This window comes from Bradyrhizobium ingae, assembly GCF_055791185.1.
In genome coordinates, this window is sequence record NZ_JBVUBB010000006.1 from 306,585 (window position 1) to 329,477 (window position 22,893).

22 protein-coding genes are annotated in these 22,893 nt (G+C 59.4%); 8 read left to right on the forward strand and 14 right to left on the reverse strand.

Translation table 11 applies throughout. The features are described 5' to 3' along the window. Positions 1 to 175: 175 nt before the first annotated feature. From ACV1FX_RS12535 to ACV1FX_RS12555, 5 genes are all read right to left on the reverse strand, one after another. Positions 176 to 2,122, reverse strand: coding sequence for a head maturation protease, ClpP-related (locus tag ACV1FX_RS12535; RefSeq protein ID WP_473117854.1), 1,947 nt, complete (start codon positions 2,120 to 2,122; stop codon positions 176 to 178). Positions 2,123 to 2,130: 8 nt separating this feature from the next. Then, positions 2,131 to 2,364: a hypothetical protein gene (locus ACV1FX_RS12540; protein WP_473117855.1), complete on the reverse strand. Its 234-nt coding sequence runs from the start codon at positions 2,362 to 2,364 to the stop codon at positions 2,131 to 2,133. 76 nt (positions 2,365 to 2,440) lie between these two features. Next, the gene (locus tag ACV1FX_RS12545; protein ID WP_473117856.1) at positions 2,441 to 2,911 is read right to left on the reverse strand and encodes a MerR family transcriptional regulator; all 471 of its coding nucleotides are present in this window, start codon (positions 2,909 to 2,911) and stop codon (positions 2,441 to 2,443) included. A 145-nt stretch (positions 2,912 to 3,056) separates the two neighbouring features. After that, positions 3,057 to 3,875, reverse strand: a complete 819-nt coding sequence (locus ACV1FX_RS12550) for a hypothetical protein (protein WP_473117857.1) — start codon at positions 3,873 to 3,875, stop codon at positions 3,057 to 3,059. 277 nt (positions 3,876 to 4,152) lie between these two features. Then, positions 4,153 to 4,449 carry a hypothetical protein gene (locus ACV1FX_RS12555; RefSeq protein ID WP_473117858.1) on the reverse strand — a complete coding sequence of 99 codons (297 nt, stop codon included), beginning with the start codon at positions 4,447 to 4,449 and terminating at the stop codon, positions 4,153 to 4,155. A gap of 211 nt (positions 4,450 to 4,660) precedes the next feature. Between ACV1FX_RS12555 and ACV1FX_RS12560 the strand changes: the two genes are divergently transcribed. Next, positions 4,661 to 5,116: a HEPN domain-containing protein gene (locus ACV1FX_RS12560; RefSeq protein WP_473117859.1), complete on the forward strand. Its 456-nt coding sequence runs from the start codon at positions 4,661 to 4,663 to the stop codon at positions 5,114 to 5,116. A 96-nt stretch (positions 5,117 to 5,212) separates the two neighbouring features. Here the strand turns inward: ACV1FX_RS12560 and ACV1FX_RS12565 are convergent, their stop codons facing one another. The 3 genes from ACV1FX_RS12565 to ACV1FX_RS12575 form a co-directional block, all read right to left on the reverse strand. Beyond that, on the reverse strand, positions 5,213 to 7,228 hold the full coding sequence (locus tag ACV1FX_RS12565) for a hypothetical protein (RefSeq protein WP_473117860.1): 2,016 nt from the start codon (positions 7,226 to 7,228) through the stop codon (positions 5,213 to 5,215). Positions 7,229 to 7,373: 145 nt separating this feature from the next. Next, positions 7,374 to 7,634 (reverse strand): hypothetical protein, encoded by a 261-nt coding sequence (locus ACV1FX_RS12570; protein ID WP_473117861.1) that lies wholly within the window; start codon positions 7,632 to 7,634, stop codon positions 7,374 to 7,376. Positions 7,635 to 7,907: 273 nt separating this feature from the next. Continuing rightward, positions 7,908 to 9,467, reverse strand: a complete 1,560-nt coding sequence (locus tag ACV1FX_RS12575; protein WP_473117862.1) for a primase-helicase family protein — start codon at positions 9,465 to 9,467, stop codon at positions 7,908 to 7,910. 426 nt (positions 9,468 to 9,893) lie between these two features. On the opposite strand from ACV1FX_RS12575, the gene ACV1FX_RS12580 reads away from it, so the two are divergent. After that, on the forward strand, positions 9,894 to 10,235 hold the full coding sequence (locus ACV1FX_RS12580) for a hypothetical protein (protein WP_473117863.1): 342 nt from the start codon (positions 9,894 to 9,896) through the stop codon (positions 10,233 to 10,235). 261 nt (positions 10,236 to 10,496) lie between these two features. Here the strand turns inward: ACV1FX_RS12580 and ACV1FX_RS12585 are convergent, their stop codons facing one another. From ACV1FX_RS12585 to ACV1FX_RS12610, 6 genes are all read right to left on the reverse strand, one after another. After that, a complete protein-coding gene (locus ACV1FX_RS12585; RefSeq protein WP_473117864.1) occupies positions 10,497 to 11,291 on the reverse strand; it encodes a transporter substrate-binding domain-containing protein in 795 nt (264 codons plus the stop codon). 103 nt (positions 11,292 to 11,394) lie between these two features. Further along, the gene (locus tag ACV1FX_RS12590) at positions 11,395 to 12,330 is read right to left on the reverse strand and encodes a cupin domain-containing protein (RefSeq protein WP_473117865.1); all 936 of its coding nucleotides are present in this window, start codon (positions 12,328 to 12,330) and stop codon (positions 11,395 to 11,397) included. Positions 12,331 to 12,457: 127 nt separating this feature from the next. Further along, on the reverse strand, positions 12,458 to 13,423 hold the full coding sequence (locus ACV1FX_RS12595; RefSeq protein ID WP_473117866.1) for a LysR family transcriptional regulator: 966 nt from the start codon (positions 13,421 to 13,423) through the stop codon (positions 12,458 to 12,460). A gap of 22 nt (positions 13,424 to 13,445) precedes the next feature. Next, positions 13,446 to 14,189: an amino acid ABC transporter ATP-binding protein gene (locus ACV1FX_RS12600; protein ID WP_473117867.1), complete on the reverse strand. Its 744-nt coding sequence runs from the start codon at positions 14,187 to 14,189 to the stop codon at positions 13,446 to 13,448. Positions 14,190 to 14,225: 36 nt separating this feature from the next. Continuing rightward, positions 14,226 to 14,930, reverse strand: a complete 705-nt coding sequence (locus ACV1FX_RS12605) for an amino acid ABC transporter permease (RefSeq protein WP_473117868.1) — start codon at positions 14,928 to 14,930, stop codon at positions 14,226 to 14,228. Continuing rightward, positions 14,927 to 15,607, reverse strand: coding sequence for an amino acid ABC transporter permease (locus ACV1FX_RS12610; RefSeq protein WP_473117869.1), 681 nt, complete (start codon positions 15,605 to 15,607; stop codon positions 14,927 to 14,929). Before ACV1FX_RS12610 ends, ACV1FX_RS12605 begins: the two co-directional genes overlap by 4 nt. 274 nt (positions 15,608 to 15,881) lie before the next feature. On the opposite strand from ACV1FX_RS12610, the gene ACV1FX_RS12615 reads away from it, so the two are divergent. The 6 genes from ACV1FX_RS12615 to ACV1FX_RS12640 all read left to right on the forward strand — a co-directional run bounded on the left by ACV1FX_RS12615 (position 15,882) and on the right by ACV1FX_RS12640 (position 22,891). Continuing rightward, the gene (locus ACV1FX_RS12615) at positions 15,882 to 16,064 is read left to right on the forward strand and encodes a hypothetical protein (RefSeq protein WP_473117870.1); all 183 of its coding nucleotides are present in this window, start codon (positions 15,882 to 15,884) and stop codon (positions 16,062 to 16,064) included. Further along, positions 16,030 to 17,385, forward strand: coding sequence for an MFS transporter (locus tag ACV1FX_RS12620; protein ID WP_473117871.1), 1,356 nt, complete (start codon positions 16,030 to 16,032; stop codon positions 17,383 to 17,385). The genes ACV1FX_RS12615 and ACV1FX_RS12620 overlap by 35 nt, the downstream gene beginning before the upstream one ends. Before the next feature lie 60 nt (positions 17,386 to 17,445). Further along, positions 17,446 to 19,185 (forward strand): L-arabinonate dehydratase, encoded by a 1,740-nt coding sequence (gene araD / locus ACV1FX_RS12625; RefSeq protein ID WP_473117872.1) that lies wholly within the window; start codon positions 17,446 to 17,448, stop codon positions 19,183 to 19,185. Between the two features lie 18 nt (positions 19,186 to 19,203). Then, a complete protein-coding gene (gene araD1 / locus ACV1FX_RS12630) occupies positions 19,204 to 20,202 on the forward strand; it encodes an AraD1 family protein (protein WP_473117873.1) in 999 nt (332 codons plus the stop codon). A gap of 480 nt (positions 20,203 to 20,682) precedes the next feature. Then, the gene (locus ACV1FX_RS12635; protein WP_473117874.1) at positions 20,683 to 21,585 is read left to right on the forward strand and encodes a LysR family transcriptional regulator; all 903 of its coding nucleotides are present in this window, start codon (positions 20,683 to 20,685) and stop codon (positions 21,583 to 21,585) included. A gap of 622 nt (positions 21,586 to 22,207) precedes the next feature. Further along, the gene (locus ACV1FX_RS12640; protein ID WP_473117875.1) at positions 22,208 to 22,891 is read left to right on the forward strand and encodes an amino acid ABC transporter permease; all 684 of its coding nucleotides are present in this window, start codon (positions 22,208 to 22,210) and stop codon (positions 22,889 to 22,891) included. Positions 22,892 to 22,893 lie beyond the last annotated feature (2 nt).

Below are 22,893 nucleotides of genomic sequence, written 5' to 3' on the forward strand. Positions count from 1 at the left end.
CATGGCGATTTCTGTGGAAAAAACAGGTGCGGCCTTGCCGGCCTTGTCCCCTATGACTCCTGCAAGCAAGCGGGGAGGCCGGCTGTCGCTATTGGATGGGCCGCGACACCCTCTAGGATTAGCTTGCATGCAGTAGAGTGCGCCGCCGCGCTAATTTGCGCGGCGGGCAAAGTTGTTAGGGGCCAGGATTCAAGTAAGTGCCCTTTGCACCCTCGATCCCTGCCCCGAAATCAAGTCGGCACTTCACCTCGAGGCCATCGACTTCCCAGCCCTCGCGGTGCGTCACAACCGGACCATTGGTCCCGCTGAGATAGCCGATCACGATGGTCGGGAGCTCGCCCGCATCGGCGAACAAGCGCCAGGCGTTGCCGGGCAACCGTGGCTCGACATGCAGGGTCAACTTGTTGGCAAACGGGTTCACCTCCGAAACCTGCACCGCAGACAGGGTGTGGAGAACCTGCTCGGCCACGGTCTCAAGCGCCGAGCCAACCACAAGATGCTTGGGCACGACGTTCAGCGGCGTCACGCCATCCAGGCCCTTTTGATCGCGCATTGCCTGCCGGGCGGTCCCGAGCGTCGTCACGCTCAAGGCGGCGCCGGCGCCGGCCATATTCAATCGCGTGGCGCCAGTTCCGTAGATCGGGCTGCCGTCATCGAGATTGACACCGCTTCCACTGTTTGCAGTGAAAAGCCCCGCGATAAGATCGGACTCGCAACTCGCCGCGGCGCGGCCGAACGCTGCTGATGCGTCAGCAAACGCGTGCAAATCGTCGTTGATCAGCGCCTGCCGCGTCAGGCCGAAAATGCGCCCATAGGTGGCAAGCTGGAACGACTGCGTGCTTTCGGCCCGGGAGCCGTGAGTGAACTCCTCACCCTCGCCAACCGACTTGAGCGCCGGCGCCTCCGACAGGCGGATCATCGTCAGCTTGCGAAAATCAGCGGCATCGCGACGCCTGGAGATTTTCTTAAGCTCGGATTCCGCAGCGGTGTATGCCGACAGCAAGACTCGGTTAGAGGCGCTCACCAGGAGGTTCGGATAGTCCGACGTGCTGTTCGCGCCCCCGGACATCAGGACACGATCGACAACGTTGTTTGGGTTCGCAAACGAAATGCGCTCACCCCTCGACTGATGCACATACATCGCGCCGAGTTCGAGCAAAGATTTGGCCATCAATTCGCGGGAAGCGCCCTCAGGTTCAGTGCCGCTCATGCGAGCGAAGATCACACCCTCGACGGCCTTGGCGAGAAAGTCGGGGCTCCCCTGCGTCGGGGCCCTCGACTGCGGGCTCGGAAGCACAGAATTGCGCTTCTCGGCCAACTTGGCGATCAGCGCATCCTTCGCTTGATCGAGGCTTTCCGATGAGGCGACAATCTCATTGAGTACGGAAAGCTCAATGTCGGCAGAGCCGGCAGATGCGTAGAAGCCGGCCGCCCAGGATTTGGGTTTTGGCTCGGCGGGATTCGGCACAGACATTTTGATAACTCCAAGGTTTGCGGCGGCAATGGCTGCTACCGGCGTTTGATCATTGCGCACGCGAACAGGCATCCGTTCGGGCGCATGGGCGTAAATTCGATAATCGAACGCGGCCATCGCCCCGGCCGGCTCGTCGATTTGCCTTGTGGCAAATTTCTTCTCGACGGCCTCCTCAGCCGTCATCCACGTTGTCGCGAGCATCAGCTTGCGAGCGTCCGTCGCGCTCATACCGGCGCGCAGCGCGTAGACCGACGCATAGTTGTCCGCGAGTTTGTGCAGGAAGGCCGCGGCATCTTCGTGCACCTTCGCTGGCCCGCGCGTGATCCCCGACGGGTCGTGGATCATCATCATCGCGCCGGTGCGCATTTCGATCTCGTCGCCCGCCATTGCGATCAGCGACGCGGCCGAGGCGGCAACGCCATCGATCGCGATTGTCACCTTGCCGGGATGAGCCTTGAGGAGCGAGTAGATCGCCATGCCTTCAGTCGCGATGCCACCGCCGGAGTTGACGCGAACCGTGATGTCCGCTCCACCCACCTCGACGATCGCTTTTGCGACCTGCTCGCCAGTGAAGCCGTCGCCCCACCCCCAGGGATCGCCAACGTCCCCGTAGAGGTAAATTTGTCCGTTGATAACGAGACTTTCCATTAGAACTCCTAGTTCAGTTTCGCTTGTGGTGACCCCATCGCCGGATCGATCAAAACGGGCTTGCGCCCCATGAGCGCGGCATAGACCGCAACAGCGGCCGCGAAGAATTCGAGGGGAAGACCCAGCGCGGCGGCAATCTGTTCAGGGGTCATCTCCTCGCCGGCGGCGAGACGCGCATGTGTCTCGCGTGATCGCTCCTCGATGTCGGCGGGAATCAGAAAGGGGATATCGTTCGCGGACATGATCTGTGCCCTCGTTATGGAATTTGGTTGGAGGTGTTGGGTATGACGCGGCGCTTGGGCGCCGCCGCGCAGTTGATCAGGCGATGCGCTTTGCGCTGTTTTCTTCGAACGTGTTGAGGCGATCCGCCACTGAGCGGATCAAGCGCGAGACATTCACTTGCAGCACACCGACCGGCTCACCATCGAATTCAATATTCGAGATCGGTGCAGAGGTGATGCTGGCCGGAAAACTTAGGTCGGGATCGACCACGAAGGTCAGGAAGTAATCGACGCCGACTCCCGACACGTCTCGCTCTGCCGCAATGATCGAATCAATCAGGCGGCCGCGGTTTTCGACGATATCGAATGCCGCCTGCAACGTTGCGCCGTTGCGAGCGATAAACGCGGCAACAGCGATCCTCGCGACGTCGGATAAGGTAAAGAGGTGCCCCTTTCCCTTCCGTTCGCTGAGACCTTCAAGAAGGCCCTGAGTGCGCCAGTTGCGCAGAGTGTGCGGTTCACAGCGCGCCGCGTAGGCGGTCGCGTGCGGTGAATATTCTTTCAGCATGTCTATGGTATCCTCTGTTGATGTGTAGTTGTGGCGGCGAACGGGCCAAAAAAAAGCCCCAACGCAACGGCGGTTGCGTGGAGCGATTCGGCTAAACTAAAAGCCCGGCCGTTGTGGGCGGGCTCCAAACGAAGTGGCGGGAGGGTTAAGCGGCTTCTGCGCTTTCCTCCGCGTGATCTCTCAAAGTCGCTTGCGACCGTCCCAGTCCCTGAATCACACGCGAAACGACCGGCGGTGACGACAGCCACGGCGCGGGCGCGACAGCCGGCGGCAGCGCCTCAAACGCATCAAGCTTGCCGGCGAGGTCGATCACAAGCGCGTCGAGCCCCTTGCGCCACGCGACGTATTCAGCTCGCGCCTCGGCAACCGCGAGCGGTGATGGATCGCACCACTCGATCGGCGATCGTGGCGACATCTCGATCGTATATTCCCCGTCGCGTTTGCGAGCACGGCCCTCGTTGCGTTTCATCTCAACGAGATCATCAGCGGCATCGAAGCCGTACACCAACGGACGCGACCGACCTTTGGTAGGCACGAGCATTTGACGCGGCGTCGGCGCACCAAAATGCCAGTCGGGCCGCTTGCCCTGCGCAGCATTGCTGACGACAAGGGCTTGCGGATTGAACACTGACGACAGGATCGCGGTTGTGGCATCGCCCGCGATGCTGGCGAGTTCGCCGAACAACCCTAACACCTCGACGCGATCGACAAACCGCGCTTCAGTATTAAGCCTATTGATCGCATCCGCCACACGCCACGCGTCGGCACACGGTTCGCCCGGCACATAGCCCATTCCACCGGTATCGCCATTGGGCAACCGATCGAAGCTGCGCGCGATGCTGCCTGGGCGGCTGGGGCGTCGCCTGATCGCAAAGCCGATGTCAACCGAGACCGGTTGCCCTTTCGGCAATTCATCACGGATCGTCCATTGCACCAATTTTTCGATGTCGATTTTGATTTTCACGTTCTAGGGCCTTTGATGGCAACTTACATGAATTGGATATTTGGTATTTCGATCTTCCCTTCCAGTCAAAGACACCCGTCAGAATTTAATTCCAAGTATTGAAAAAATACCTATTGTAACAGAGGCTTAACAGGCGATTCTTTTGTGTAATTTTGCTTCCGCTCGCATCGCGCGAGCAAGGCGCCGCTAGGCAGTGTGAAGACAAAACATTGAGATCAATGTGGAATTGGGCGCGCATTCACCGTCAAACACCCCCTACATGAATTGCAGAAACTCCTTAGATTGTAGGTGATTCTGCGTTTCCAGTTTTTGCGCGTCGCGATGCCGCGTTGCGATTTTCGTCACGCGACTCGGACGGCGAGCGCGCAAGGTTCAGGTGCAGGCTGGCGCGCCACATCTCAAGGTCCCGCCACCTGACGCAAAAGCGGCCGACATCCGTACGAATTAAACGGTCAATTTCAGCATCGATATCCTCGTGCGAATAACCGCGCAAGCAGACGAAACTCAAACCTCTTGCTCCCGTATCCTCATTTACAAAAATGCCCGCTCGAACGCGCCGGTGATGCTTGGTCATGTGCGACTCCCTCGGTTTGCCACGCTCAGAACCATTCCCGATCCAAGCTTTCCACGCAACTCGACAAGGCTTAGGAAACTAGCGCGATGCGCTAGTTTCCTGGTTCGCGAGCAATTTTTTTTGACGAGCCACCCTGAGGGAGCGGACGCCTTCGGATGCCGAAGCCGACTCGTGCTACACAGTCTGCCCTTGCAGCAGGGGGAGCATTAGCATGAGCAAACTCGACGACCGCCAACCGAACGACCCCAAAAGGATGCTTGGCTTCGCCGATCTGTACGCAGCTGGCGGCAGAACGCTTAATGGCCAGACCGCCCACCAGCCTGGACTGATATGGCCCGCTGTCCTCTGCGCCGCGATCGCGCTTGAGATTTACCTAAAGGCGCTCATCATCATCGACGGTAACACCTACAAGCGCGAACACCGGCTTATCGAACTCTTCGGGCTCCTCACGGCGGAAACGCAGGTGCGCATCCGTGAACTATACAAACCCCTCACTTTCGGTCCTACACAGACCTTCGATGAGGCCATGGCCACAAGTAGCGAGGCGTTTGTGGACATGAGATATCCGTACGAGGGCACGCTCGCCGATGGCAAGGGCTTCACAGCCGGCGCGATCGTGGTTGCCGTCCGCCAAACAATACTGGAGAAGCGACCGGACTTCGCTTAAGCCGCCGTTTCCACGTGTTGGGCTGCTTTGGGGGCGGCCATACTGTTTCGGCGCATGCCCGCCCGCGGCTGTGAAGCCTAGGGGCCCTGTGGTGTGCTACTGCGGCGGCCCCACTTCCGGCATCGATCGGCCAGTTGAGCCCGAGGTGCCCGAGCTTGGCGCATTGGTCGATCGAAACGCGTTGATGGCGTTGTTAATCTTCTGCTCGACCGTCGCCCAGAATTCAGAACTCGGCTTCACTGTGACCGTGGTGTCGAGCGTGGCGTTACCGACGACCTCGGCCTTGGCAGGCCCGGTCGAACCGATGCCGGTTGCCCTGCGAATATCGTCAACCGTCCAGTTGGGCGCGCCCTGGCCGGCATAGCGCGGGCCGACGTCCGGCCCGGCATAGCCCATGCCGGCAAGCTCGCTTTCCAGCCGCGCCCGCTTCTCGGCGTTGCGCGCCTTCAGTTGCGCATCATAGGTGGGATCGTCGTGGCCGTAGATGTCGGCCGCGCGTTCACTATCGTCGATCTCTTTCAACTGATCGAACCGATAGCGCGGACCGGCCTCGTACCGCTTGAGGCGTTCGATGTCGCCGTCTGTAACAGTATCGCTTGCGAGTTGTGTGATCGCGAGCATCGGCGCCATTGAGGCGGCCACCTTGCTCAACATCCAATTCGAACCACCGCCGAAACCGAAGCTCCCGGCGCCCGCCCTGAGGGCGTCGGTCCCGAGTGCACCCGACATCGCCGCGAGCCAACCGCCGGCGGCCGCCATGTGCCCCGGCTTCTCCTTGGCGTGCTCTGCGGCCCAGGACAGACCGCTCGACAGCCAATTCATGCCAGTATTGGCCGCCGGCATCATCGGCGCGGCGGTGTTGCTCAACAGGTTGTCGAATTGCGAGCCGATCGACTTGGCGATCACCTTCGGATCGTTCTTTTGGAAACGATCGGCGGCCGTGACGCCCTCGGCGCCCTCGACAAGATGCTGATCCTTCATGATGCGCGATTGCTGAGTTGCAAAGATCGACATCATTTGAGCGGTGGTTTGCTGCGAAGCCATCGCGGCAATCACCTCCTGGATTTTCGCCGGATCGGTGACGCCCTTCTTGGCGAGCGCCGGGATCAACACGTTGTTGACCCAGGCATAGGGATCGGTCGCGCCCGGCTGCAAATATTCCTGCCCGGCGATCGCGCCCGGCAACACGCCCTTGACGTTGCCGGTTGATGTCTTGATCACCTTCGACGGATCGGTGATCAGGCCATATTGCTGCAACTGCTCCAAGGCCTTGTTGGACATCTTGCCGCCGACGAACTGGGTGTAGAAGCTCGACAGCGCCTTACCGGCCGACGAGCCACCCAACTCCTGCGCCAGCGTCGGCGCGGTCTTGAGCATGAAATCATCGCTCAAGGCATTGGTCGCCGCGCGACCATATTTGAACATCTCGTAATAGTCGGTCGGCCTGAGCGTGTCGCCGAACACGTTGAGCGCCTTGGACATGCCGTCAATGTAATGGTTGAACTTAGCAAGGTCCTGGGTGACGCCCTTGATCTCCATACCCTTGGCGAGCTTGTCGAAATCCTCGTTCAGCTCGGCGGCGTGCTCGGGATGCGCCCCGAGCGCGACGACGCGCAGTTGCGCCAGCGGCTCAAGCACCTTGCTCGCCTCCTCGAATGTGCCCACCATCGAGCGCACGTTGCGCGCGGTGTGCATGATCTCGGTTTGCGACAGCGAGGGGTATTTTTTCGAGATGTTGGCCGCCAGCTCGCCGGCCTCCTTGATCTCGTCCGCCGTCATGCCCGAGGCCGCCATGCGGGTTTCCTCGTGGGCGCGGTCGGAGGCCACGCGCGCGGTCTCGCGCGCCACGGCCGCAACAGCATGGCCGCCGCCATACGCGGCAGCGGCGCCGGCGGCGATCTTGGCGCCACGCCCGAGCACTGAGGAGGCGCGTTCCATCCGCGTTGCAGCGGCCTGGGCGCCGGCGGCGAGGCTGAGTTGCTTTTGCACATCGCGATTGAGCGCGTTCGCGGCGCGGCTGATGCGCGCAATTTTCTGCGCCACCGCATCGAACGCGTTGCCGGTTGCGTCCTTGCCCTTGATGACGGCAAGAGCCTCTAGGATAGTCCCCATTTCGATTTTCCTTTCAAAGAGTTAGCGGCGCGCCCGGTTGACAACTTGTCAACCGTGTCAACCCAGGATTCAAAAATCGTGGCTGGTGACTTTTTGGGGCGCGCTTGGGCCGTAGGGGGTGGGGGCCCGGGAAGGACCCGCCCGTCTAGTAGACGCCCTTCGCCTGACGGTCAGCGATGCGCTTCCCAAACTCGGTGACGCCCCATGACGGAAGACCGCCGGTCGCGCACACATGATGGCATTGCACGAGCCGGTGCCTGAATAGCTCGCGCAACTCCGGATCGGCGCGCTCGCTCACGCTCATGAACCACCCATTCGGATAGATCGCGAGCGCCCGCAGAACGTGGCGCTGTTTGATAGTCATCGACTTTGCGAATTCGATTTGGTCTTTGGTCAACTTGGCCATTGGATACTCTGTAGGCATGTCCAAGCAGTCCAAGCACCGGCAAGGCACTCGGACTGCGAGAAACGTCTATGATTTTGCGGGTTGGTCTAGGGTGTCCAAGGAGTCCAAGGACTTTGAGAGGTTGAGGTAAAAACAAAACCGGCCTCAAGTCTGAGACCGACCGGCTTGTTTCACCTACGCGCGCGCGACCTAGACTCCCTAGACAGCTTGGACGCGTGCCGTAATTTGCAGGCTATTTTGAATTTTCAACAGCTTGGACGCCCTTGGACGCACCTAGACCGGAACGACATCATCAGCCGACTGCTGCGCTCGCTCGCCCTCTCCCGCGGGAAGCGCCGGCCAGGGGACAGGCTGGCCGACCAGATCGTCGAATGCCGCGCGGCATTCGTCAAGCGACGGCATCTCGTAACACCACACACGTTTCATCACGCCGGGCTCAGTTTCCATTGCGGGTCGAATTTTGCGAAGATCAGGCACAAGCTTCGCGAGGCGTTTGCCAAACTCGGCAGTGCCACGTTTGCGACCAACACCGATGGCTTTGAGGTATTCCGTGTACAACTGTTCGCACACGATCCGGCTCGGCCACTCGCCGCCCTCGTGAAGGCGATTGAACCAAAAGTCATCGATCGTATCTAGTGACCGAATCTTTTGTTCAAGCAGCGCTTGGGTTTGCGGGAGATGTCTCAGGTTCACCTGAGACAGGTCGAACGTCTGCAAGTCGTGCAGCAATAGCTCACGGCCACCCTTGTCCAATTCATCATCCATCTCGGCAAAATAAGCGTGATCTTGGGCGCACCGAGGGTTTACGTCGAGAACGACAAACCGGCGCTCGTCCATGCCTGCGGGCACAACCCAACTTTCGTTTGACGTCATGATCACACGAACGAAATTGCGCATACGGATCGCATTGACGCCTTTGGACTCAATCATCTGCGTTTCGCTCGTGATCAAGCCCTTGAGCCGTCCCTCGGCTGCCTTGTCGCCAGCCCAAATCGCTTCCTCGGCCTGCAACAGCAAGCAGCTCGCCATATGCTCATTGAATTGTCCGGTGATGTATCGAGCGTCATCAACCTGAAAGTAGTGCGCCGGAAACAACGATCCCAGCACTTCACCGACCTTGCTCTTTCCCGTTCCCCGTCGGCCGATCAGCACGAGCGCCGTACCGGGCCGCTCTCGCGGGCGCTGGACGATGTGCGCCATCCAGCCGAACACGTACTTGAAAAGCTCGGGATCGCTGTCGCACACCTGATTGAGTAGATGGTCACGAAAGGTTTTGTACGTTCCGCCTGCCGGCGATGGCATCACGTCAAAGCCGCGCCAGAAGTTGAGATAGTTCGGCGTGCCCTTGGCGCCATCCGGATTTGGGAAAAACTCGATCCCCTCATACTGCCGGCGATCGGGGTGCCGTTGCCAAGCCTGTGCCCAGGTAACAGCCCGAATCTTACCGTCCGAGCCCCTGATTTCCGTGGATGTGTTCGCAAACCACAAACTCTGAGACTCGAACGACATCACCCGCACACGGTCATTGACCGGGCCGCCAGCCTGTTCGTTCACCACGACGGTTTTACCACCCCAAATGGCCACGGCGTAGCTACGGTTGATTTCCTCAACGTCGAAGCCCCCAGAGCGCGGCGACGCGTTTGGCTCATCCACGGCGCTCCTATCGCCGCGTTCTCCCTCCCGCCCGGCGCCCGGCTCAGATGTGTCGGCGGCGGCCGACAAGTCGGTGTCGGTGGATTCGATCCAGTCCGCGATTTGCTCGTGCGGCGGCACATCGTGGGAAACGCGTTTTGCGGCGGCCTCCGGGAGGCCCCCGTTTGTAGTCTCAGTCATGTCGGACACTACCTAAAGGAAACGGCCCCGATCGGGGCCGCTGGAACGTGACTTGACGGGTGTTTGTGCTAGGCTACCTTGGCGGCGTGTAGTGAAAACCCCAGTGATTTTGGGGGGTGGAGTTGGGGGAGTCGGCCCCCCGCTACCACATTCCCCGTAAATCCTTGAAAATCCCACCCTCACCCGCGCGAGCGCGTTCTGCGCTGCCTCAAGCGCGCGCTTAGCGGCCTCGACGGTCGCTTCATATCCCTGGATAGGGGGCATTTGGTCTCCTTTCGCTGAAAAGCGGGCTCTACCCGCCCGCGACACTGTTTTCCGCTCTCGCTCGGCAAGGTGCAAACAGCTCATTCAGGGCTCTCCCCAATGTTGCGGCTTGAAGCTTTGGAATCGATCTTGGGTCGTATCGACTAACGTGATGACGGACCCATGTTCGCGGAAGCCCAGAAGAGCATTGAAACGATCGCCGATTACCAGCGTGAGGCCAGCCGGCTCGTGGGACAGTGCATGCGCGAACTCCCCAAGGGTGAGGGACCGATCCTCTATGATCGGCCGCTACTCCAAACGGCCAGCTGGTTCTTGACCTCCCACGAGCGCTGGAGCCAGAGCACCATCCGGCGCTTTGCCGCGGCGCTCGACCAGGAAGTCGAGCAGCCGGTCCCTGCGGGAGAGTTCGCCGATAGCCCAGCCGAAGGAGAGAAATCGCTTCTGTCGCGCCTTAAGAAGGACAGCACCGCGAGCGAGCACCATCGCCGTTGCCGATCGCTTTAAGCGTAGTACTTGCAGCGAGTACATCCCATCGAAGCTTGGGTGGTGCTTGCCGAAGATCTCAAAATGACGTCGTGGCGAAGGCGCGCAATTGCGCGCCTTCGCGGATCCGCGGTGATCGCGTCACGTCAGTATTTTCGCCGAAGAGTAGCGATGCCCCTGGTGGCAAGTCGAGACATCGGGAACCTGCCGTTTGTTGCAGCGCAAGCCGCTTGATCGGGCGATCAGTCGCCGATTCCAAGACCGCCCCCAGCCAGTTGCCAATTAAAACGTCGGAAGCTGCGGCAACGCGTATCCCATGTACTTTTCATGCAGGGCAGCAAGCTGCCCGTTCTGCTTTGAGACATACAGGAACGTGTTCAGCCAATGCAGGAATTCGAATGCGCCGGGCCTAACCGCCATCCCCAGGTGCGATTCGGCGAGGGCAAATTTCTTCTCGTATTTCTCGGCTTTCGCGGACGCGTTGAGTTTCGCGGGCAGGAGCGACCCCTCGGTAATGGCGTCCACCTGGCCGGCTATGAGCGCCTGCATGCAGCCCGATACGTCGTCGAGACGTACAATTGTCGCATCCTTGGGGGCGATCGCCGCCAAGAGCGGATCCGCCGCTCCGCCGCGGATGACACCGACCTTGAGACCGGCAAGGTCGGCGGAAGATTTGATCGACTTCGTCTTTTCCGCGATGATGTCGAAGCCGACATTGGTATAAGGATTCGTGAACATCACCTGTGCTGCTCTCGTCGGATTGATCGTCACGGTCGACAGCAGCAGATCCGCCTTCTTCGTGAGCAGGAAGGGCAGTCTGTTTGTCGATGTCACCGGTACAATTTCGAGCTCGACTCCGAGGCCCTGCGCAATTGATGTTGCGAGCTCGACCTCGAATCCAACGGGTTTCATATCGGCTCCCATGGACGCGTAGGGTGGATAGGTCGTGTCCATGGCGACTTGAAGTTTGCCCTTGGACTTGATGTCCTGGAGGCTCTGTGCGTTGGCATCGCTTACGACAGCAGTTGCGAGCAGTACGATCGCCGCAGCGACCGCCCTTCCAAAATATTTTGTCATGTTTCTCTCCCAATTTGGCCCCGCCCAAGGGGTCGATAGACGAGAGCGGAGCGAACCGTTGTTCGCAGGCAGAGCGTGCCCCGCGAAAATGATGTTCGAGCGGTCAGTCGTCGAAACGGAAGCCGACGGTCCGCGAATAGTAGTAGATGCCGGAGTCTTGCATCACGAAGCTCCGCATCATGCGCGGCCCGCGATTGTGATGTGAATGCAGCGCTTGCGGCGGGGTGACCATGACGCCGAATTTCTGCCATGGCACGTCGACGCCATCGATCTTCGAATAGACGCCCTCGCCATCGATGACGAGCGTAAGCGCAGCGGAATTGTGCCTGTGGGCTCTCTGATCGGCTCCAGCCGGAAGCGTGTTGATGTTGGTTGTAATCCAGGGAGTGGTCGTTCGCAGCTTCTCGGTTTGCCGCGTGACGAGCACGACGGTCTTTGCCGTCTCATCGGGATCATCCGCTCGATCATATGCAGCCTGCAGATATCGATCGATCCCTTCGGCCGGGAAGTAGGCCGCCTTGATAACCGCATCCGCTTGGGAGGCTGAAGCGAGACCTGCGAAACTCAGCACGGGTTCATCGGTCAATTGGAGCAGCAACGCACCGTCATGACCGGCGCGATGGACGGTTTCATCTCCGGCCGGAAACATGAATACGTCACCGGTCTTCCATTCGAATGAGGTGTCGCGAGATTTCGAAAGACCCGAGCCCCTGAGAACATAGTAGATCTCGCTGGCCGCCTTTACCGCGAGTGCCTCGTGGGAGCCGGCAGCGATCCTGATGTAGCGAGCAAGCAGATTGGGCGTTGTTGCCGGATAGTCGATCTCCATCTCTCCGGAGAGATCGAGCGTGATCACGCGGTTCGTCTTGTCGTCGGATAAAATCTCGTTCAGCTCGTTCTCGAAGAGGTGCGTCGGCACTTCCCGTTGCTTGTAGCGGAATGAATTGGAGGGGATATAGAAGGATGCCTCGCCTTCCGTTCTGAAGATGACCTTGTCCCCGATCTTGGAGGAGTTGTCCGGTGTGGGGCGGGTATCCATGCTGTACTCCTCTTGTTGTAGATGCGTCATCTTGCGTTCAAATTAGCAAAACGAACTGTGACATCTAATATCATCTTCGACCGTGGCGATGACGACTCTGATATCGCAGCGTGCTTTCGCCAGGTCATCATGCGCTCGCGCGTTCTTGCGAAGTGATGGTCTTGCTGGTGGAGATCGATTTTACGACGACGTCGAAAAGCGCCTGGGCCGGCGGCGACAAGTCTCGATATCGGTGCCTTATCAGAGCGAAGGGCTCGAAGAGGAGCCGCGGCTCGTCTTGCAGATTCGACAGACGTTGAAATTGACCAGTATACGAAAAAAGGTCCGCAACCTGCGTGCTGACGACCGCGATGCTGTCGCTCCGGGACAAAAGGGCCAGTCCAAAGAGCACGGATGAGGTATTGACGATGGACCCGGGCGTTTTCAATCCGCGGGCATGCAGCTCAGCATCGAACCGTTGTCGCAGAAGGGTGCCGGGAGCCTGAAGGATCCATGGATAGTCGAGAGCGTCTTTCAAGGAGGGCTGTTGCGCCGTCAGGAGTGGATGGTGTTTTCGGACCAGAAAGATAAACTCTTCAGAATCAACCTCCACGTATCGAAGGGCGTCGGAGTTGACCTCGACCGGCACGCGGCTCAATACGAAATCGAGCCTTCCGTCCAGAAGCCCTCGGACGAGCGGCGGGCTGATGTCGTGTTCGAAGTCGATGCGCACCGACGGATGCGATAATTGAAAAGTCAAGACGGAGTCGACGACGACGCCGACCGCGGGCGATGTCAGCGCTCCAATGGAGACCACGCCGCCGAGGCCAGACTTGATTTGAGCCACCTCCTTCGAAGCCTGCCTGATCTCCGCCAGCACAAATTTCGCACGCCGGATCAAGATCTCGCCGTAGACATTCGGCGTCAGTCCCTTCGGATGGCGGACAAAGACCGGCTCCCCGACAATCCGCTCGATCTCGGACAGCAAGCGCGATGCGGCGGGCTGCGAAGTCGAGAGCATTTCCGCCGCCGCATGCATATTCCGGGTCGTATCTATGGCGCTTAACAGGCGGAGGTGTCTCAGCTTGAGGCCGCCCGGGCCGTCCCACATCATGACATGTCCATCCGGAGAGGGCTCAGTGCGTAATCTGGCCGATGAACGTTCGAACGCGCGGGTTGTCGGTGTTGGTAAAGAAGGCCTGCGGCGTACCTGAGAAGACCAGCGCCCCGTGATCCATGAACATGATTTCGTCGGCGACCTCGCGGGCAAATCCCATTTCATGGGTCACGCACAACATGGTCATGCCGTCTTTGGCGAGCCCGACCATGGTGTCCAGAACTTCCTTCACCATCTCGGGGTCGAGGGCCGACGTCGGTTCGTCGAACAGCATGATCTTCGGCTGCATCGAGAGTGCCCGCGCGATCGCCACCCGCTGCTGCTGGCCTCCGGATAGCTGGCCGGGAAACTTGTTCGCCTGCTCGGGAATTTTGACCTTCTCCAGGAAGCTCATCGCGATTTCGCGAGCTGACTTGTCCGAAAGCTTTTTGACGAGCTTCGGTGCCAGGATGCAGTTTTCCAGGACAGTGAGATGGGGAAAGAGGTTGAATTGCTGAAATACCATGCCTGCGTTCTGACGAACGGCATTCAGATGTTTCTTCTCCTGGTCCAGGATGAAGCCGTCAACGGTGATGGAGCCTTCCTGGAAGTCCTCAAGGCCATTGACGCAGCGGATCAACGTCGATTTGCCAGATCCTGAAGGACCGCAGATCACAAGGCGTGCGCCAGCCTTCACATTGAAGGAAACGCTCTTGAGCGCATGAAGGGTACCGTACCACTTTCCTACATCGTGAACGGCAACCGCATAATGTTCTTCGGACACGGGATCTCCTCAAGTTCGGGTTGCGGATTAGCCAGATCAGGTGGCGGACGAGAGCCGAGCCTTCAGCAGCCGGCCCGAGGCCGCGGGCGCGCGGTGCGGCGTCGTGGTACGTTTCTCGAGGTATCGACTGAGAAGAGACAAAGGCCAGCAAAGTGCGAAATAAATCAGCATCACAAAGGCGTAGACCGTGAGTGGCTGCAATGTCGCATTGTTGATCATCTGGCTTGCCCGAATGATCTCCGTGAATCCCACGATCGAAGCCAGCGACGTGCTTTTGACGACCTGGACGAGGAAACCAACGGTAGGGCCGAAGGAGATGCGGGCCGCCTGAGGCAGGATGACGTACCGCATTTGCTGGATCCAGGACAATGCGAGTGCGTTGGCGGCATCGGTTTGGCCGCGTGGAACAGCCTCGACGCAGCCACGCCAGATTTCTCCCAGGAAGACGCCCGTATAGAGGATCATCGCAATGCTGACCGAGGTCCAGGCGCTCAGGTCAAATCCAACGATGCTGAGGCCGAAATACAGCAGGAACAACTGCATCAGCAGCGGGGTGGCCTGGAGCAATCTCATTGCCGTGAACGTCGCGAGTCGTAGCCAGCGGCTGACGGTCTGCACGCGCAAAAGCATGAGCACGGCGCCAAGCACGCCGCCACCTATGAAGGCCACCGCCGACAGCGCGACGGTCCACCGAGCTGCAGCAAGCAAATAGTAGAAGTGGTCGATCCCAAATGGCGTCATCTCGCGTTCCTCGATGACCACGTGAAGGCAAAGCGTCCGATGCCGTCGAGAGTGGCCTGCATGCCAAGCGCCATCGTGATGTAGATCGCCGTGACGCCAAGATAGACTTCGAACGGCTTGAACGTAATCGACTGTAGAACTGCTGCCGTCGAACTGAGGTCGTTGGCCGAGATGGTGGAGATTACGGCTCCGCCGAGGAGAACCAGGACGCATTGGGACGCAAGCGCCGGGTACACGAGTGCGATGGCGGGCATCAACAACACGCGCTGAAATACCTGGCGGCGGTTTAGCGCGAGCGCGAAACCCGCTTCCTGCTGTCCCTTGGGAATTCCCGCAATTCCCGATCGCAGGATGTCGGAAGCGTAGGCAGTGAAGTTGAAGGCGAGGGCAATGATTGCCGCGGTGTTCGCGTCCAGGCGCAAGCCGAGGGATGGTAGGCCGAAAAAGACGAAGAAGAGTTGTGCGAGAAGCGGCGTATTGCGCACGAATTCGATGTAAGCGGTCCAAAAGGCGCGTGCCGCTCGGGATCCAAGACAGAGTTGGTAACTCGCAAAGACAGCGATCACCATGCCGATGGTGATCGATATCATCGTTATGCGTAGCGTGAGCCACGCGCCCAGCAGCAGGTCGGACCAGTTGGTTCTTAGGACCGAGAAATCGAATGTGTATTCGATCATGAAACCTCCCGAAGGAGGAAGCTGAAGTCGGTACGGTTCAGTCGCGCGAGATCGGATCGCGACTGAGCGCCAACTTTCGGAGCTCCTCCCATTTCCGAGTTATTTTTCTGGAATCTGCACAAAGCGGACGACAGCGTCCAATACCAAGCTCTCGGCCCGTGATATCAATTTTGATATCCTTGGAAGGTGTGGCTTCGTGCCGAGCTCTTGCGCGGATCGCGGGGCCCGCTCCAAGCCTGGTCAGTGGCTATTGCGCGCGACGTGCGAGCCTCGCTTGCCGAAGCAGAAGTCCAAGTCTGCATCGGAATCCGCACATATTGTTTTTGATATAACGCACCCGCTGATTGATATTGGACGCACCAAAGGGTTCTTCCTATCAGATTTGCAACAGCAATTAAGCAATGTCTCTGGGGAGAAACGACATGCCGCTTGTGCGGGGAAATGGCTCGGTTTTTGACAGCCTCTATCTGAAGGTGACGTGGCGGATTCTGCCGCTGATCATCGTCTGCTACGTCATTTCCTACGTCGACCGCGTCAATGTCAGCTTCGCAAAGCTGGAAATGAGCGCGGACCTCGGCATCTCCGAAGTCGCCTACGGCTTCGGTGCGGGCATCTTCTTCCTCGGTTATTTCCTTTTCGAGGTCCCGAGTAACCTCTTGATGCACAAGATCGGCGCGCGAATCTGGATTGCGCGCATCATGGTAACCTGGGGGATCATCTCCGGCGCGATGGCCTTTACCGGACCGATTGCCAATGCGGTCGGTGCCTCGCATGAGACGACCTTCTACACGCTGCGCTTCCTGCTTGGTGTTGCGGAGGCGGGCTTCTTCCCGGGCATCATTCTCTACTTCAATTATTGGTACACGTCGCCGATGCACAGCCGGATCATGGCATTGTTGCTGATGGCACAACCGGTGTCGTTCATTCTTGGCGCGCCGGTTTCCGGCGGCCTGATGCAGGCTTTCTCGCAATCTCCGCACATGCATGGCTGGCAGTGGATGTTCATCATCGAAGCCGTGCCTGCCGTCGCATTGGGCGTTTTCCTGCTGTTCTACCTGAGCAACGGAATCGACGACGCCCGTTGGTTGGCGTCGGACGAAAAGACCGAATTGAAGCGACGTCTCGCAGAGGAAAGCCGCGAAAAAGAAGATCCGAGCTTCAGGGAGCTGTTCTCTCACCCGGTCCTCTGGGGGTTGACGCTGATTTATCTGCTCCTGGTGATCGGAATCTACGGAGTGAACTTTTGGCTCCCGACCATCATCAAGGCCACTGGGGTCACTTCGCTCCTGCAGATCGGTTTCATCACCGCGATCCCCTATTCGATCGGCATTGTCGCGATGCTCCTCGTTACGCGGCATGCGGAGCGGGCAGGTAACCGGCACAGATACGCAGCAGGGGCTGCCATCGCAGCCGGAGCGGGCCTCATCCTGAGTGCGTTCTTCCACGACAACCTCGTGATCACCACTTTCGGGGTGGCAGTGGCCGTCGCTGGCAGTATGAGCGCATCCGCTTTGTTCTGGAGCTTCCCCGGAGCGATCCTCAAGGGCGTCGCTGTCGCGGCCGGTATCGCTTCGATCAATTCATTCGGGAACCTCGGCGGCTTCCTTGGTCCCTATATCCTCGGCTTCCTTTCCGGATCTCTTGGTTCCTCCCACTACGGCCTGATCTTCCTCGGCGTCAGCATGGCGCTGTCGGGAGTCTTGATCGCCGCCTGGTGCGGGCGGTTCGTTCGCTCGACCCAGGCGGCCCCCAAGGTGACCGCCGATGCGGTCGGCTGAGTGAACATCCGACGGGTCACCTGACCCGTCAATCCTGAAACACGACGAGGAGGCAACCACGTGAAGAAGAAACCCGAATGGCCCCGCCGTCTCCGTTCCTACGAATGGTTCGGCGGCACAGGCAAGAATGCCATCATGCATCGTTCCTGGATGCGCAACCAAGGCATTCCTGCCGACAACTTCGATGGCAGGCCCGTTATCGGCATCTGCAACACGTGGTCGGAATTCACGCCGTGTAACGCTCATCTGCGCGATCTCGCCGAGCGCGTGAAGCGCGGTGTCTATGAGGCAGGCGGCTTCCCGGTCGAATTTCCTGTTTTCTCGACCGGCGAAAGCACGCTTCGTCCGACCGCAATGATGTTCCGCAATCTGGTGGCCATGGACGTCGAAGAAGCGATCCGAGCCAACCCGGTCGATGGTGTGGTTCTGATGGGCGGCTGTGACAAGACGACCCCGAGCCTTCTCATGGGTGCTGCTTCGGTCGACGTTCCGGCGATCCTGGTGTCCGGCGGGCCGATGCTGAATGGCAAATGGCGCGGCAAGGACGTCGGCTCCGGAACGGCCATCTGGCAGTTCTCCGAAATGGTGAAATCGGGCGAGATGTCGCTCGAGGAATTCATGGATGCGGAGCAGGGGATGGCGCGGTCTCCCGGAAGCTGCATGACCATGGGAACGGCCTCGACGATGGCATCGGTCGCGGAGTCTCTTGGTATGACCTTGCCGGGCAACGCCGCGATCCCGGCTGTCGATGCCCGGCGCCGCGTGATCGCACAACTTTCCGGTCGTCGCATCGTCGATATGGTCAAGGAGGACATCAAACCGTCCGACATCATGACCAAAGAAGCCTTCGAGAACGCCATTCGCGTGAACGGCGCGGTTGGCGGCTCGACCAACGCCGTTATCCACCTGCTGGCATTGGCCGGACGGGTCGGTGTCGAGCTTTCCCTCGACGACTGGGATCGGCTGGGCCGCGACGTGCCTACGATTGTCAATCTGCAGCCATCGGGCAAATACCTGATGGAGGAGTTCTATTACGCCGGTGGACTGCCGGTGGTCATCAAGGCCGTGGGCGATATGGGATTCCTGCACAAGGATGCTCTGACGGTCACCGGCGACACCATCTGGAACGGCGTGAAAGACGTCGTGAATTACAACGACGACGTCATCCTGCCACCCGAGAAGGCGCTGACGAAGTCGGGCGGCATCGCAGTCCTTCGCGGCAATCTTGCACCGCGCGGCGCCGTCCTTAAGCCGTCCGCCGCTTCACCTCACCTGATGAAGCACACCGGGCGAGCCGTCGTGTTCGAAAGCATCGAGGACTATCACGCGCGGATCAATCGGGACGATCTCGATATAGACGAAACCTGCATCATGGTTCTGAAATACTGCGGACCGAAAGGTTTCCCCGGCATGGCCGAGGTCGGTAATATGGGATTGCCGTCGAAAATCCTGAAGAAGGGCATCACCGACATGATCCGCATCTCGGATGCGCGCATGTCCGGGACCGCGTATGGCACCGTTATCTTGCACACGGCCCCGGAAGCGGCCGACGGTGGCCCGCTCGCGCTCGTTCAGAACGGCGACACGATTTCGCTCGACGTGTCCGCGCGGTCCGTCACGCTGAATGTGAGCGACGATGAACTTGAGAAGCGACGCAAGGCATGGGTATCGCCGGTTAAACCGCTCGTCGGCGGCTACGGCGGTCTCTACGCCAAGACGGTCATGCAGGCGGATACCGGAGCCGATCTCGATTTCTGCGTCGGAAAACGCGGGTCTCACATTGCGCGCGACAGCCACTAAAGATTCTGGAGGACGATCATGCGATTGATTCAGTTCAAGCAACAAGACGGAAGCCGGGCGGTTGCAGTGACCTTGCCAGGCGCAGCATCTCCGCGCGTGGTCAAGAACACCGAGTTCGTGCGGGATCTGGCGCTCGACGCCCATCGTGCTAAGCGCGCCGTTGGCGATTTGATCGCCGATCGCGGCCTCGGCAATGAAGTGGAAATCGTGGCGCTGGAACGGGACGGACGCTTGCTCCCGCCGCTGGATCATGCCGACCCGGCGCGCTGCGTCATCGGCATCACGGGCCTGACGCATCTCGGCAGCGCTGCGTCTCGCGACGCCATGCATGCCAAGCTCAACAGCGACGACCTCTCCGATTCCATGCGGATGTTCAAGTTGGGCGTGGAGGGTGGCAAGCCCGCGCCCGGCAAGATCGGCGTACAGCCCGAGTGGGCGTACAAGGGCGACGGCGACTGGGTGGTCGCTCCGGGACAGCCTTTGACACTTCCCGCCTATGGCGAGGACGGCGGCGACGAGGGCGAGGTCGTCGGCCTCTATGTCATCGGCGATGCCGGTGAGGTCATCCGCGTCGGCTATGCGCTCGGCAATGAATTTTCCGATCACGTGATGGAGCAGCGCAACTACCTCTATCTCGCTCATAGCAAGTTGCGGCAATGCTCCTACGGGCCGGAAGTCTTCATCGGGGAACTTCCGGAAAAGGTCGAGGGCAGGGTGCGTATCCTCCGAGACGGCAAGGAAATCTGGGCCGACGACTTCCTCTCCGGCGAGGCCCATATGTGCCACACGATCGGAAATCTCGAGCATCATCATTTCAAGTACGCGGGCTTCCGTCGTCCGGGCGACGTGCATGTCTATTTCTTTGGAGCGAGCGTTCTCAGCTTCGGCGCCCAGATCAAAGCGTTGCCGGGAGACGAGATGGAAGTCTCGCAGGAGCTGTTCGGGCATCCGCTTCGCAACAAGCTGATCGCCGATGACGTTCAGACCAAGATCGACGTGACGCCGTTGCGCGCTTGAGTGCGCGACAACCTTACTCGATCTCTCTCAATGGTTTTCAAGCGATGGCGATCAAAGGCGAACTCCTCATCGGCGAAGCAGCGCGTCGCGGTTCGAACGGCGCAATCAAGGGCATCGATGCGGCATCCGGATAAGCCTTGCCCTAGCGAGCTACCTCGGTTGCTGTATCGAAAACCGCTGCCCCGCAAGTGGCCAGAGGGCAGGCCGACGTTTGCGCGATCTGAGGATGACGCGCCAGGTTTTTGCTCGCTCGCAAGCTGTGAAAGACCGCGCCATTCGCTCGCGCTCGTGACATGATCTCTTCCTGTCGGCATGTCTTTGGTCTGAATTTTCGTCACCGACAGGAAGAAAACGCTTGACCGTCCAATATCAATCAGATGCCTTGGCATATCGAGAAAGATATGGATTCAGGCTGACTTGATAACGAAACGGGACTCGCGACGACGCTCTCTTGTTCAAGCGGGGTTGAAGTTCAACCACTTGCGCCTGCTTGTTTCGTTGGGAAGTTCGCGAAACCTGACCAGGACAGCGGAATTCCTGTCGATCTCGCAACCTGCCGCTTCGCGACTCCTGAGCGAGATAGAGAAGATCACCGGTGCCGCTCTGTTCGAGCGACTGGGGAAGGGGTTGACCCCGAATAGTCTAGGCGAGGTCATCATCCGACGGGCCAGGCTTGCGTTGGCCGAACTCGACCAGGCAGGGGAAGAGATACAGGACCTGTTATCGGGCTATGGCGGCATCGTGAACGTCGGGGCCGTAACCACGCCGGCGGTTGATCACGCGATGCGCGCCATCCGTATCCTTCAGGAGCGGCACGCGAGATCGAAGATAACGCTGGAGGTTGGCACCAGCGAGCCGCTGGTGCGAGGTTTGATCGAGGGCCGATTTGACTTTGTGTTCGCCCGCGTTCCCATGGAAATCGATCCGCATCAGTTCGATATTCACGACGTTCAGGAGGAGGAGGTCATCTTCCTGGTGAACGCGCAGCATCCGCTGCTGGGGCAGGCGAATGTGGGGCTGCGGGAGATGGCCGATTTCCCATGGGCCATGGAGCCGAGCGGCAGCTTGTTGCGTCAGCGCGTTGAAGCAGAATTCCGTGCGAGACAGCTAGTGGGACCTGCTCAAGTGCTCAGCAGTTCATCGCTCCTCGTCACGCTTGCAGCCGTCAAGCAAAGCAGCGCCATCGGCGCCGTTAGCGCGTCGGTTCTTGACGTTATTGGCGCCGACGGTCCCTTCCGCAGGCTTGCCACGAACCCACTATCCAGCCTGATCTTTCCTGCGTTCGCCTTAATTCGCTATAGGGACCGGCCTTTGTCACCCGCCGCCGAGGCCCTGTACGAAGAGATGAAATCGGTTTGTTCTCGCGATCCGCAAACGCCTTGATGTTGGTCGGTGCAGCGACGTGTGTGGTGGCGTCGGCATAGGGCAGTGAGATCGCAATCAGCTTCTTGTGCTCGTCGGTTGGCGGAAGCTGCCGTGATCGCGCGTTCGAGTTGAGGCGGGCCTGTTGCAAGTGGCAAGCTTTTTAACGCCGCTTGGACGGAGCTCGAAGCACTCACTCGTCAGCACTCAAAGGACGCGGGTAGCCGGCGCTCTATACTGTGACGCCCGAGACGCCCGATTTGACCCACTTCAGGTTTCAGTCGCGATACGCGGCGGCTTCGTAGCTTTCATCTGCTCTCAAATTCCCACAATATGGGATCCTATTTCCCGCAACATGGATCTTTCAAGTTGAATCCCATGAGAAATCTGTCTGGCCGGTCAATTCGCTCGCTCCGGAAACTAGCAATAAAATCAACTTATTAACGAGGTTATCAACCTGAGGTGTGGAGCCGATTCCGCTTCCCCCTTTCAGCCTGCACTCAACATCCTTGACGTACTTCCCATAATATGGGAAATGGTTAAAAAAATGGGGAGGAATGACAGTGGCGTATATGCCGCAGGCAGAGAGTGCGTATTGCGTGGCTGCGACTTGGCCCGCGACGGCCCCTGGGGGGCATTCGCGATGAGTTACACCTTCGATTTTTCGTCGGTCTTGACCTATTGGCCTCTGCTGTTGCGCGGCGCCTGGACGACGCTCGTCCTGACATTCTGGGCCACCATCGCCGGGTTTCTGGTCGGCACCCTCTGCGCAGTTGCCAGAACGGGCGGGCCGCAATGGTTGAAGACAATCGTCGGTGGCTACGTCGAAGTGATCCGCAACACGCCGCTGCTGATCCAGAGCTACTTTCTGATTTTCGGACTTGCGAGCGCCGGCCTGAAGCTTCCGATCATGGTGGGGGCGGTGATCGCACTTGTTGTCAATGTCGGTGCCTACACGACGGAAGTCATGCGGGCGGGTATCGAATCCATCAAGCCGGGTCAGATCGAAGCTGCCGAGTGTATTGGCCTGTCCCGCTCCCAGATATTTTTGCACGTCGTTCTCCGCCCGGCCATGGAGCGGGTCTATCCCAGTCTCACGAGCCTGTACGTGCTGCTCATGCTCGGTTCTAGCGTTCTGTCGGCGGTAGGTGTCGAAGAGCTCTTCGGTATCTCGAACCGGGTCCAGAGCCAGACTTACCGGAATTTCGAGGTCTTCGTGGTGCTTGGCGCCCTCTATCTGGCGCTCACGGGCATGCTGCGGCTCGGTTTTCACATGCTCGGCCTGGCGATCTTCACGCGTCGCCGCAAGCTTGGCACGCCTTTGTGACG